General features: G+C 71.0%; 11 protein-coding genes and 1 pseudogene. 6 read left to right on the top strand and 6 right to left on the bottom strand.

Features of this window, described 5'->3' with window-relative positions; translation table 11 throughout:
- Positions 1-867: 867 nt before the first annotated feature.
- Positions 868-2,463 (bottom strand): annotated as a pseudogene (locus AB0M02_RS02020) (protein kinase); the annotation flags it as partial.
- Positions 2,464-2,564: 101 nt separating this feature from the next.
- On the opposite strand from AB0M02_RS02020, the gene AB0M02_RS02015 reads away from it, so the two are divergent.
- The 4 genes from AB0M02_RS02015 (at position 2,565) to AB0M02_RS02000 (ending at position 5,219) form a co-directional block, all read left to right on the top strand.
- Positions 2,565-2,762 carry an acyl-CoA carboxylase epsilon subunit gene (locus AB0M02_RS02015; protein WP_364219970.1) on the top strand — a complete coding sequence of 66 codons (198 nt, stop codon included), beginning with the start codon at positions 2,565-2,567 and terminating at the stop codon, positions 2,760-2,762.
- Positions 2,763-2,846: 84 nt separating this feature from the next.
- Positions 2,847-3,287, top strand: coding sequence for a hypothetical protein (locus tag AB0M02_RS02010; RefSeq protein ID WP_364219967.1), 441 nt, complete (start codon positions 2,847-2,849; stop codon positions 3,285-3,287).
- Positions 3,287-4,408, top strand: a complete 1,122-nt coding sequence (locus AB0M02_RS02005) for a hypothetical protein (RefSeq protein WP_364219964.1) — start codon at positions 3,287-3,289, stop codon at positions 4,406-4,408. The genes AB0M02_RS02010 and AB0M02_RS02005 overlap by 1 nt, the downstream gene beginning before the upstream one ends.
- A 196-nt stretch (positions 4,409-4,604) precedes the next feature.
- Positions 4,605-5,219, top strand: coding sequence for a Maf family protein (locus tag AB0M02_RS02000; RefSeq protein WP_364219961.1), 615 nt, complete (start codon positions 4,605-4,607; stop codon positions 5,217-5,219).
- Here the strand turns inward: AB0M02_RS02000 and AB0M02_RS01995 are convergent.
- From AB0M02_RS01995 to AB0M02_RS01980, 4 genes are read right to left on the bottom strand one after another with little or no spacing between them, the layout of a single operon-like run.
- Complete coding sequence (locus AB0M02_RS01995; RefSeq protein ID WP_364219958.1) at positions 5,197-5,988, bottom strand: metalloregulator ArsR/SmtB family transcription factor; 792 nt, start codon at positions 5,986-5,988, stop codon at positions 5,197-5,199. The genes AB0M02_RS02000 and AB0M02_RS01995 overlap by 23 nt on opposite strands.
- Before the next feature lie 43 nt (positions 5,989-6,031).
- The gene (locus AB0M02_RS01990) at positions 6,032-6,787 is read right to left on the bottom strand and encodes an ABC transporter permease (protein ID WP_364219955.1); all 756 of its coding nucleotides are present in this window, start codon (positions 6,785-6,787) and stop codon (positions 6,032-6,034) included.
- Positions 6,784-7,725, bottom strand: a complete 942-nt coding sequence (locus AB0M02_RS01985) for an ATP-binding cassette domain-containing protein (protein WP_364219953.1) — start codon at positions 7,723-7,725, stop codon at positions 6,784-6,786. Before AB0M02_RS01985 ends, AB0M02_RS01990 begins: the two co-directional genes overlap by 4 nt.
- Before the next feature lie 53 nt (positions 7,726-7,778).
- Complete coding sequence (locus AB0M02_RS01980; RefSeq protein WP_364219950.1) at positions 7,779-8,327, bottom strand: PadR family transcriptional regulator; 549 nt, start codon at positions 8,325-8,327, stop codon at positions 7,779-7,781.
- Positions 8,328-8,362: 35 nt separating this feature from the next.
- Between AB0M02_RS01980 and AB0M02_RS01975 the strand changes: the two genes are divergently transcribed.
- Complete coding sequence (locus AB0M02_RS01975; RefSeq protein WP_364219947.1) at positions 8,363-10,111, top strand: biotin carboxylase N-terminal domain-containing protein; 1,749 nt, start codon at positions 8,363-8,365, stop codon at positions 10,109-10,111.
- Between the two features lie 281 nt (positions 10,112-10,392).
- A complete protein-coding gene (locus AB0M02_RS01970) occupies positions 10,393-11,052 on the top strand; it encodes a DedA family protein (RefSeq protein WP_364219944.1) in 660 nt (219 codons plus the stop codon).
- Here AB0M02_RS01970 and AB0M02_RS01965 read toward each other — a convergent pair.
- Positions 11,030-12,430, bottom strand: coding sequence for an NAD(P)H-quinone dehydrogenase (locus AB0M02_RS01965; protein WP_364219941.1), 1,401 nt, complete (start codon positions 12,428-12,430; stop codon positions 11,030-11,032). The two genes, AB0M02_RS01970 and AB0M02_RS01965, sit on opposite strands and share 23 nt — an antisense overlap.
- Positions 12,431-12,528: the final 98 nt, after the last annotated feature.

Here is a 12,528-nt window from a genome sequence, read left to right as displayed (position 1 = left end):
GCGACGGCCGGGCGTGCGCAGCGGCATCGGCGTCCAGGCGGGCCGGGTGGGCCGGGCGAAACTGGGAACGGCCCCGGCCTCCGCCTCCGGCCGCTGGGGTGGCACGAACGCGGTGCGGTCGACGTAGGAGGTCTTGTCCGCGTCAACCGGAGCCGGCGGCAACACCGTTGTCCTGTCGGCGGGCAGGTCCGGCTTCCTGGCCGGCCGCCGCCCCGGCGTCAACGCCGCGACAGCCCTGTCCGGCTCAGCCTCCGCTTCCCCCGGCTCCGCTTCCCCCGGCTCCGCGCTTCCGGACCGGGCCTCCGTCGCGGCCCCCGCCTGCGGCTCCGTCGCGGTGTCCGAGTCCGGTTCCGTCGCGGTGTCCGACTCCGGCTCCGTCGCAGCGTCCGAGTCCGGCTCCGTCGCGGCGGGCTGCTCAGGCGGGAGCGCTGCTGCTCCGTGCTTCTCCGGCTCGAGGTCTCCCGCTGCCGGGCTGTCCTCCGATGTCCCAGCCGGAACGCCGACATCCGCCGTTTCCCCGGTCGCCGCGTCCTGGGCAACCTGGTCCTCGGACTGCTGGTCCTCGGACTGCTCGACATCGACCTGCTCGGCTTGGGGCTGGGGCCGCTCCGCCTGGGACTGTGAGTCCTCGGCCGACTCGAACCCTGCCGCATCGGTCTGCCCGGCCGTGGACTCGATGACCTCGCCGGCCTCGGGCTTCTCGGGACCCGTGGCTGTGGGCTTCTCGGGTTTGGCCGGTTTCGCGGCGACCGGCTCGGTGGCGGCTGGCTTGGCGGCGGACGGCTTCGTGGTCGCCGGGCCCGGCTGCGCTGTGTCCGATTTCACATCGGACGGCCGGGTTGTCGCCGGCTTCACCGTGGACGGCCTGGCGGCGGACGGCATGACCGTGGTCGCCTCGGCCGTGGGGGCCGGGCTGGCTGGCATGACCGTGGTCGCCTCGGCCGTGGGGGCCGGGCTCGCGGGCATCACGGTGGTGGCGTCGGCGGTGGGAACGGTGCCGGCGGGCATCACCGTGGTGGCCTGGGCGGAGTCGACCGGGGTGGGTACGACCGGGTAGGCGCCGGTAGCGGCCGCGAGGGAGCGCTCGTGTTCGGGGGCGGCCTGCTTGCGGCGGTTGGCGGCCACGTCGGCGGCGGTGAAGCCGACTCGGGTGGGGCTGACCGGGGCGGAAGGCGGCAGGGGCGGCTTCGGGCCGGACTGCGGGACCGCGGACGTCGCGCGGTGCGGCGTTCCGGCCTGGGGTGGGTTGCCCGGGAAGTCCGCGACCGGCGGCGTGTCGAGCCGCGTCGCGTCGAGGGGTTTGTTGCCCGGGCGCGGCGGGTCCGCCGGTGCCGGACCGCCCACCGGGGCCTTGCCCTGCGCGAACGTCGGGCGATTACCCGGCGGCGGGCCCGCGGTGCCCGGAGACCGGCCAGCCGTGCCCGGCGGCGGGCCGGCGGTGCCCGGAGACCGGCCAGCGGTGCCCGGCGGCGGGCCGGCGGTGACCGGTGGGCGTGGGCCGGGCACGACCGGCGCGGAGCCGGTCGCGTAACCCGAGCCTGGCAGTACCGGCGGCCCGCCGGGGCCGCTGGGCAGCGACGGGCGTTCCCGGCCGACGCCGGGGCGGCGCATCGTCGGGCTCATCGGGAAGGTGATTTTGGCGCGGCGGCCGGAGGCGCGGGCGAGCAGGCGCTCCGCCTCCTCCGCGTTGATCCGGTGTGCGGGGTCCTTGCGCAGCAGGCCGTTGAGCACCGGCTTGAGCTGGCCCGCGTTCCGGGAGGGCGGCACGTTCTCGGTGGCCAGGGCGGCCAGCGTGGCGATGGCCGACGGCCGGGCGAACGGCGACTGTCCCTCCACCGCGGCGAACAGGGTGGCGCCGAGCGACCAGAGGTCGGCGGCCGGTCCCGCTGTCCCGTCCCGGGCCCGCTCCGGCGCGATGTAGGCCGGGGAGCCCAGCACGAGGCCGGTGCGAGTCACGTTCGGGTCGCCGGGCACGGTGGCGAGACCGAAATCGGTCAGCACGACACGGCCGTCGGCGCCGAGCAGCACGTTGCCCGGCTTCACGTCACGGTGGACGACGCCGGCCCGGTGTGCGGCGCGCAGCGCGTTCAGCACGCCGAGACCGATCTCGGCGGCGCGGATCGGGTTGAACGGACCGTCGGCGGCGAGGGTGTCCTGCAGCGACCGGGACGCCACGTACTCCATGACGATCCAGGGGTCGGCGTCCGTACGCAGGACGTCGAAGACGCGCACCACGTTGATGTTGTTGAGCCGGGCGATCGCGCGTGCCTCACGCAGTGACCGCTCCCGCATCTCCTGCCGCTCGCCCGGCGTCAGTCCGGGTGGCGGCACGAGTTCCTTGATGGCCACGTCCCGGTGCAGGACGACATCGGTCGCCCGCCAGACACGCCCCATCCCGCCCTGACCGAGCGGCGCGACAAGCCGGTACCGATCAGCGACAACGAGTGGGGGAGAAGAAGACATCACGCAGAAAATACCTGGTTCTGTCGAGCGGCCGCGAATTGATCAGCCGAGTGTGGGACACGTGTCACCGGAACTCTCAGAACCCGTCGTACGCTCGGCTGATGAATCAGGAACCGCTGGTCAGCGTCGTACGAGGAAGCCTAGACGATCATGAGCTGGCGGCGTTGGCCGCCATCCTGGCAGCTCGATCCACTTCGGTCAATTCCGGAACCACCCCTCAGCGGCCCTCCGACTGGATCCGATCAGCCCGGCCGGGCATGCCCCCGCGCTCGTGGCGTACCTCGGCGTTGCCTCGATAACGCTGTCCACAGGGGCCGAACATACGCACCGTGACCGGATAATCTCTCCGAGGTTGTTCGGCGTTTCGTCGATGGGAGGCCCGGATGATCCCCGACGAGGACCGCGGACCCGCCTGGCTGCGTGACTACGGCGACATTGAGGCCGATCTGCGGGCGATGGAGGAGTTCGCCGCCGCGCTGAAGGAGGACGTCGAGCGCGGGTACGCGCCACGGGCACTCGCGGTGAGCGACACGATGGTGAGCGCCCTGCCCGAGGCGGACGAGCGCTTCGCCGAGCTGCGGCAGTTCCGCCAGGCCCACGAGCGGGCACGGGAGGCCGCCCTGCGGAACGTGTGCGACTTCACCGACGGCACCTACGGCCTGGCCGACGCGGCGCACGAGGTGAGCGAGAGATATCGGGGCTCCGACGCGTTCGCCCGCGCCCGGGTCACCGACGTGCAAGCCGGCTTCCGCACGACCGCGACAGCAGACCGGCTCCCACCCGACCGCGACAGCCGGATGCGCGACGACGGCGGGGCGGGCTGATGGGTGACGGCGGTGGGACCGACTGGTGGGCGCTGCGTGTCGACGAGATGTGGTCGATGATCGAGCGTCACGACGGCGCTGCCCACCGGACGTTGATCGGCGGCTGGCGGAAGTCGTCGGAGCTGGTGCTGCAGCACATTTCACACGTTCGGCGGTACCGGGAGGACCTCGTCACCGCCTGGCCGCCCGCCCGCAGCCCGGCGGCGGCCGCCTATCTGGAACGGCTGGACCTCCTGCTCGCGAGTCTGCGGGAGACCTACGAGGCGGCGGTGGAGAACCACCGCGCGCTCAGCGGCGCGACCGGTGCCCTGGACTCGGCGCGCCGGGCGATGGCGGAGATACACCGAGAGCATGCGGCCAATGAGGTGCGGCTCGCCGCGTACCGTGCTGATCTGCGTCTCCACCACCTGGTCGGCGGCAAAGCGAAAGGCGTGCCCCCGCAGCCGCCCGTGGCCGCCGGCAGGCAGGCCCACCTGGCCGAACAGGCCCGCCAGATCATGTCGTCGCTGAGCACCGAGCTGGCTGTGGCGAAGGTGTCGATCGTCGAGCCGAGCCCTTTCCGGCCGCCCTCGATCAGGGAAGCGGGAAGTGGCCTGATGGTCCGGGCCGCCGCGGAGTCACGGCCGCCGGTCAGGGCGGGGGCCACCGGGCCGAGGTTGAGCGAGGTCCGCCCGTCGGGACCGGTCGCGCCCGAGGCCGGACAGCGGCAGCCCATCGGACATGCGCGGCCAGCCGACAAGGCCGGGTTGAAAGGAACGGATAGCGCGAAAGGCACGGAAGGCGCGAAAGACAACAGAGGTCAGGGCCGCGCCGAAAGGCGACAGGCCGTCCATGATGGGCCGGTTCGGCGACGTGGATTTGTCTTCCCGCCCGTGCTCGCGCCGGCCGCCCCGACCGCGGGGCGCGCATCCACTCCGCCGACGAGGCAGACAGTCAATCCCGTCGGTGGGGTGATCGGCCAGCCGCCGATGATCGCCAACCCCACCCGGCGGCGCACCGAGAGCGCTCCGGGTGCCCTCCGGCGAGACACCACCTGGCCGGTCGCGCGGGGCATCGACCCGGTCATCCCGACGCCACGCGAGGACCCGGCCGACCCCGGGCCCGCGATAAGGGCCGCTTGACGACGAGAGTCGTTTTTCTCGCTACAGGTAGGCGCAGCGGGCTCCATCACACCCGAGGACATCACCACGACCCGATCCCCTGACCGAAAACAGCACGGTCAAAAGCGGACAGCACCAGGCGATTTGTCCGCATACTGGACTGAACATAGCGCTTGCGGGCACTTTCCCACCCCCGGGGCTTGTAGTCTCCTTTCCCGTGCAGACCGACATCGCGTACCGCCTGATCCTCGCCTCGGCCAGCCCCGCCCGGCGGGCGCTGCTCACCGGGGCCGGGATCGATGCCGAGGTCATCGTCAGCGGCGTGGACGAGAGCGTCGTCGACCAGGAGGACGCGTACACGACGAGCCTCGCCCTGGCCCGGATGAAGGCGCGCACGGTGGCGGCGAGCCTGCCGGCCGACCCCGCCGCGCTGGTGCTCGGGTGCGACTCGGTGCTCGCGTTCGAGGACGAGGTCTTCGGCAAGCCGGCGAACGCCGAGGAGGCCGTCAAGCGGTGGATGGCGATGCGCGGCAGGTCGGGCGTGCTGCACACCGGGCATCACCTGACCGGGCTGGTCAGCGGGCTGCAGGCGGAGGCGGTCGGCACCACGGTGGTGCACTTCGCCGACGTGAGCGACGCGGAGATCGAGGCCTACGTCGCGTCGGGTGAGCCACTGCAGGTGGCCGGTGCGTTCACCCTGGACGGACGGGGTGGCGCGTTCGTGGACCGGATCGAGGGTGACCCGGGCAACGTGATCGGCCTGTCGCTGCCGCTGCTGCGCAACCTGCTCGGCGAGATGGGCGTCCCGATCACCGCGCTGTGGCGAAACTGAGGCCGGCTCCGGTCTCCAGCAGCGTCTTCAGGCTGGACAGCAACTGCGTCCAGCCTTCGGCGATCCCCTGGAAGGCGACGTTCGACGGGTCGAAGTCGTCGTGCGTGACGGTCAGTTTCACCACGTCACCGGCCTGCTCGATCTCGAACAGCACCTTCGACCGGCCGGTCGCCGCGGCCGCCGAGGCCAGCCACTCGTCGCTGAACCCGTGCGCCGCGGCGAACTCCGGCGTGAACGTGTGCCAGGTGTACGCCAACCGCTCCCCCGGCACCGCCTCCAGCACCACCTGTTCCGGGTCCTCGATCGTCACGCCGCTCTCGGTCCAGGACATCACCGATCCCGGCCGCCAGTCCGTGGTGAACTCCACACCCCAGTACTGCTTCGTGAACACCGGATCGGTCAGCGCCTCCCACAGCTTCTCCGGCGTCGTCGCGATGTACGTCGTGTAGCTGAATCCCATCGTCGATCCCTCCAAGGCGGCCTTGAGCCCGGCGAGCGCCCGCACCCGCGGCCGGTGATAGCGGCTGATCCACCGGTCCGCGATCGCGTTGACCGGCTCGGCGTTGAGGTGATGCAGCTTCTCCCGCCCACGCCGGGTCACCGTCACCAGCCCGGCCGCCTCCAGCACCGCCAGATGCTTGCTGACCGACTGCCGGGCCATGCCCATGCCGTCGCAGAGTTCCCGCAGCGTCTGGCCGTTCTTCTGGTTCAGGCTGTCGAGCAGGTGCCGCCGTCCCGGGTCGGCGAGCGCACGGAACACCTCATCCACGTCACCAGAATAGGCAGCCAAACGGCTGCCTATCAAGAGAACGTCACCGGACGCTGCGCGCGAACTCCCGCGCCGCCCATCCCACGGCCAGCGCGGCGAGCACCGCCGTGATGGCCAGGCCCTGCCAGACCTCGGGCGCGCCGAGATCGCCGCGGAACAGCGCCCGCGTCCCGTCGACCGCCCACGAGAACGGGTTCCACTGGGCGACACTCTGCAGCCACTCCGGCGCGAACGTCAGCGGCAGCAGGATGCCGGAGAGCAGGAGCAGCGGCTGGGCAACCGTGTTCATCAGCGGAGCCAGGGCGTCCTCGCTGCGCACCCGCAACGCCACGCCGTAACTGAGCGCCGACGTCATCAGCGCGATCAGCGCCAGCATCACGTACGCAAGAAGGATGTTGCCCAGGAAGACCCGGAGGTCGAAGAGGACCGCGAGCAGCGTGATGATCATCGCCTGGACGATCAGCGACACCACGTCGCGCAGAGTGCGGCCGAGCAGCAGTGCCAGGCGGCTGACCGGCGTGACCCGGGACCGCTCGATGACGCCGGCCCGCAGCTCCGCGATGAGGCCGAAGCCCTGGAACAGGCCGCCGAAGATCGCGAGCATGACCAGCATGCCGGGGACGAAGATCTCATACGCCTCGGCGTCCGTGGCCACCTGCAGCGCGGGCCGCAGCAGCGGTGCGAACAACAACAGGTACATCACCGGCTGGAAGATCCCGACCAGCACCCAGACCGGGTTGCGCAGGAGCAGGCGCATCTGGTTCTCGAAGATCAGCCAGGTGTCGCGCGCGAACTTCATTCCGCACTCTCCCGCAGGGATCGGCCGGTCTTGGCAAGAAAGACGTCGTCGAGGCTGGGCCGGTGCAGCTCGATCCCGGTCAGCGGAACACCCGAAGCATCCAACAAGCGCAGAATGTCGGGAATAGCCGACGCGCCGTCCTCGACGTGCAGCCGAAGGCCGTCCTCCAGCACGTCAACCTTGTAAGCGGACAGAACCGACGAGGCTTCAGCGACGGCCGGCAGGGGAAGCCCCACGCGAACAACCTCGCCGGCGAGAGACCGCTTGAGCGACGCCGGCGTCCCCGACGCCACGATCTCGCCGTGATCCATGATCGAGATCCGGTCGCAGAGCGCGTCGGCCTCCTCCAGGTAGTGCGTGGTGATGAAGACCGTCATCCCCTCGTCGCGCAGCCGCCGGATCTCGTCCCACATGTGCGCCCGGCTCTGCGGATCCAGCCCGGTGGTCGGCTCGTCCAGGAAGAGCAGCCGCGGCTCGTGGATGATCCCGAGCGCGATGTCCACCCGGCGGCGCTGCCCACCCGAGTAGGTCTTGGCCTTGCGATCCGCATACTCCGACAACTGGAAGGCGTCCAGCACCCGCGTGGCCCGGGCGCGCGCCTCGGACTTCGACACCCCGTAGAGCCGGGCCTGCAGCACGAGCTCCTCCACCGCGGTGGAGTCGTCCCAGGTGGCGCCGCCCTGTGCCACATACCCGATCCGGCGCCGCACCTCGCCCGGCTCGCGCCGCAGGTCGGCGCCGGCGATGGTGGCCTGGCCCCCGTCCGGCTCGATGAGGGTGGCCAGCATGCGCAGGGTGGTGGTCTTGCCGGCCCCGTTGGGCCCGAGAAAGCCGAAGATCTCGCCCTCGGCGACGTCCAGATCGATGCCGCGCACCGCCTCCACGGCCGGGCCGCGGCGGGTCTTGAAGGACTTGCGCAATTCGCGAGTCTCAATCATGTCGCCAACCTACGCCCTCGGCGTGAGACTAGTCAAACTTGACTAATAAGAGCTCACTCATAGGACTCCCCGGCCTCGATCCGCGCGGCCGTCCGCTCGCACCAGGCGATCTCCGCCTCGGACCGGACCACCCCCAGCTCCCACAACCAGTCGACGAACGCCGGCTTCTCCTTGGCCCACTCGGCGGTGGTGGCGACGTTCAGGTAGTCGACCGCCGACCGCAACTGGGAGGCCCGGCTGCGCAGCGCGGCGGCGGCCTCGTCGCGCGACAGCGACGGCAGGAACGAGAACGCGGCCATGAACGGGTCGGCCGGCGTGGAGAGGGTCCACCAGAAGTTGCGCAGCAGTGAGTCGAACTCGTGCCGGCCCTTGGTGGTGATCTCGTACCTGGTCCGGGCCGGGCGGGCGCCCACCTGCTCGGTGGCGACCTCGTGCAGGAGTTCCTCCTCGGCCATCTTGCGCAGACCGTGGTAGATGGATCCAGGCTGGACATTGGCCCATTTATCGGCATTCCAGCTGAGGAGCATCCGCCGTACGTCATAGCCGTGCACCGGCTGCATCATCTGGACCAGACCGAGGATCATCATGCGAGTCGCGGACACTACCCAAGAGTAGAACGAGCGTTAGGCTCATTGCCGTGCGGAAGATATTGATCGCCAACCGTGGCGAGATCGCCCTCCGGGTGATCCGGGCCTGCAAGGACGCCGGCCTCGCCAGCGTCGCCGTGTACGCCGACAGCGACCGGGACGCACCACACGCGCGCCAGGCCGACGAGGCCTTCGCGCTGGACGGCGAGACCGCCGCCGACACCTATCTCCGCATCGACAAGCTGCTCGACGTCGCGGCCCGCAGCGGCGCCGACGCCGTGCACCCCGGTTACGGCTTCCTCTCCGAGAACGCCGAGTTCGCTCAGGCCGTGATCGACGCCCGACTGACCTGGATCGGCCCCACTCCGCAGGCGATCCGCGACCTCGGCGACAAGGTCACCGCACGGCACATCGCCCAGCGCGCCGGAGCGCCGCTCGTGCCCGGCACACCCGAGCCGGTCGCGGACGCGACCGAGATCATCGCGTTCGCGCGGGAGCACGGCCTGCCGGTGGCCATCAAGGCCGCCTTCGGCGGCGGCGGGCGGGGTCTCAAGGTGGCCCGGACGATCGAGGAGATCCCGGCGCTGTTCGAGAGCGCGACCCGGGAGGCGGTGGCCGCCTTCGGTCGCGGCGAGTGCTTCGTCGAGCGCTACCTGGACCGGCCGCGGCACGTCGAGGCGCAGGTCCTGGCGGACACGCACGGCAACGTCGTGGTGGTCGGCACCCGTGACTGCTCGCTGCAGCGCCGCCACCAGAAGCTGGTCGAGGAGGCGCCCGCGCCGTTCCTCAGCGACGAGCAGCGCGGAAAGATCCACGAGAGCGCGAAGGCGATCTGCCGCGAGGTCGGCTACCACGGCGCCGGCACCGTGGAGTACCTGGTCGGTCAGGACGGGACCATCTCGTTCCTCGAGGTCAACACGCGGCTGCAGGTGGAGCACCCGGTCAGCGAGGAGACCACCGGCATCGACCTGGTGCGCGAGCAGTTCCGGATCGCGGCGGGCGAGGCCCTGGCCTTCACGGAGGACCCGGTGCCGCGCGGGCACGCGATCGAGTTCCGGATCAACGGTGAGGACGCGGGCCGTAACTTCCTGCCGGCGCCGGGCACCGTCACCACGCTGACCTGGCCGTCCGGTCCGGGCGTGCGGGTCGACTCCGGCGTGGAGAGCGGCAGCGTGATCGGCGGCAACTTCGACTCGATGCTGGCGAAGATCATCGTGACCGGTGCCACCCGCGCCGAGGCCCTGGAGCGGTCGCGGCGGGTGCTGGACGAGACGGGGATCGAGGGCATCGCCACGGTGCTGCCGTTCCATCGCGCGGTCATCCGCGACGAGGCGTTCACCGGCGAGCCGTTCACCGTGCACACGCGATGGATCGAGACGGAGTGGGCGGGCGGCGTCGAGCCGTTCACCGCCGCCGGCCCTGCGGGCGGCGAGGCGGTGGAACGCGAGACCGTCGTGGTCGAGGTGGGCGGAAGGCGCGTCGAGGTACGTCTTCCCAAGAGCCTTTTTTCCGGTACGGGGGGAAGCGCACCGAAACGAGCACCGGCCCGGTCGCGTACCGGCTCGGGAGCGGCAGCCGCGGTCACCGGCGCCGCACTGACCGCCCCGATGCAGGGCACGATCGTCAAGGTGGCCGTGCAGGACGGCGACGAGGTCGCCGAGGGCGACACGATCGTGGTGGTCGAGGCGATGAAGATGGAGCAGCCGCTGCAGGCTCACCGGGCCGGTACGGTCGCCGGGCTCGCGGCCGAGGTCGGCGCCACCATCACCGCGGGCACGGTCATCTGCACCATCGACTGACCTGGGCTCTGCCAGGGACGGGCCGCCGATACGGGACCTACCGGCGGCCCGCGACCGCGTCGCCGGGTGCCCGAGGGAATCCCGGGGCGCGGGCAGTCCAACGTTACGCCCGCCGGCCCTCGCGCCATGAAAAGGGAGCGCGCGGGAGCGGTGTCGCAACGTAGCGTGTCCGGCATCACGGCGGTGATGGCGCGGTACGGAGGATGCTGAACACAGCGCACTCTCAGCTACGCCCACGGACAATGCCCGTGAGTCCCGAAGCCGCGAGGTGACACCGACTGATGACCGAACTGTTGACCGTGCTGGCAACGCCCGCTTGGGCGTACCTGGCCCTGTTCGGGTTTCTCGCGGTCGACGCCCTGGTCCCGGTGGTGCCCATCCAGGCCATCATGATCACGTCTGGCGCGCTGACCGTCTACGGAAATCTCGACCTGGCGATCGTCATCGCGGTGGGTGCTCTGGGTATGTTCACCGGCGACACGATCGCGTTCGTCCTGGGCCGCTCCACCGGAGCGCGGCTGAGTGCCCTGCGCGCCCGGTTCGCGCCGAGGAACGAGGACGCCGAGGAGTCCAAGACCCGCCGCGCGGCCGAACGGTTCACCCGTGGCCTGCGCAAACCCGGCCCACTCGTGGTGCTGCTCTGCCGGTTCGTGCCGGGCGGCCGGATGGCCTCCGGCTACCACGCCGGCCGCACCGGTTACCCGATCAAGATGTTCGTCGGCTACGACGGCCTCGCCGCGCTGAGCTGGGCCTGCTACGGCGGCCTGGTCGGGCACCTGGGCGGCACCGCGATCACCCAGTCCGCCTGGCGGCTGTTCGCGATCGCCGCCACCGCCGCCGTGATATTCGGCACAGCCGGCTGGATCCTGGCCCTCTTCGGCGGCAAGAGCACCGAAGAGGGCGAGAAGACCGCCGCCGCTACTGAATCTCGTGCTGCATGAGCTGACGGGCCGCCTCGGCGATCGAGCCCGACAGCGAGGGGTAAATCGTGATCGTGTGGGCCAGCTGGTCCACGGTGAGGTTGTTCTCGATCGCCATGGTGATCGGCAGGATCAGCTCGCTGGCCTTCGGCGCCACCACCACGCCACCGATGATCTGACCGGTCGCCGGGCGGCAGAAGAGCTTCACGAAACCGTCCTGCAGGCCGGCCATCTTGGCCCGGGCGTTGCCGGTCAGCGGCAGCATGACCTGCCGGGCCGGGGTCCGGCCGGAGTCCACCTCGTTCTGCGAGACACCGACGGTGGCCAGCTCCGGGTCGGTGAAGACGTTCGCCGAGACGGTCCGCAGCCGCAGCGGCGCCACCGCCTCGCCCATGGCGTGCCAGATCGCGATCCGGCCCTGCATCGCGGCGACGCTGGCCAGCGGCAGCACACCGGTGCAGTCCCCGGCGGCGTAGATGCCCGGCACGTTCGTCCGGGAGACCCGGTCCACGGTCACGTAACCGCCGTCGCCGACGGCCACGCCGTACTCGGCCAGGCTCAGATCGGCGGTGTTGGGGATCGCGCCGACCGCGATCAGTGCGTGTGAGGCCTCGATCACACTGTCGTCGCCGAGGGTGACCTGCACGCCGGTGCCGGTGTTGACCACCGACTTGCCACGGGACTGGCTGAGGATCGTCATCCCGCGGTCCCGGAAGACCCGCTCGATGGCCATCGCGGCGTCCGCGTCCTCGTGCGGCATGACCCGCTCACGGCTGGAGACGAGCGTCACCCGCACGCCCATCGCCAGGTAGGCGCTGGCGAACTCGGCACCGGTCACACCGGAGCCGATCACCACGAGGTGCTCGGGGAGTTCGGTCAGGTCGTACACCTGGCGCCAGTCGAGGATCCGCTCGCCGTCGGGCCGGGCGGTCGGCAGCACCCGCGGGGTGGCACCGGTCGCGATCAGGACGGTTGTGGCCTCCACCGCGTACCGCGACCCGCCCTCAGGGGTGATCAGCACCTGGTGGGTGTGGCCGAGGCGGTCCTCGCCGAGGCGGGCCCGGCCGCGGACCACGTCCACCCCGGCCTTGACCAGCTTGGTCTGGATGTCACCGGACTGGGCCAGGGCGAGCCGCTTGACCCGCTCGTTCACGGCGACGGCGTCGACGCTGACCCCGTCGAGGCCGTTCGAGCGGATGCCGAACCCCTCGTTGTGGCGGTACCCGGTCATCACCTCGGAACTGGCGATGAAGGTCTTGGAGGGCACACAGTCGGTGAGGACGCACGCGCCCCCCGGACCGTCCGCCTCCACGAGAGTGACCTCCGCGCCGAGCTGGGCGGCGACGAGGGCGGCCTCGTATCCACCCGGGCCCCCACCGATGATCACGATCCGGCTCACGACTCAAGACCTCCCGCAGCAAAAAGTGCAAGTAACACCATTAGGCGTGCCGACACGCACGTCTCATATTCTCACCACCCGCCGCTACGACTATCGTC

The organism is Actinoplanes sp. NPDC051861, assembly GCF_040681145.1.
Taxonomy (GTDB): Bacteria; Actinomycetota; Actinomycetes; order Mycobacteriales; family Micromonosporaceae; genus Actinoplanes.
This window is presented reverse-complemented; position numbering and strand designations above follow the sequence as displayed.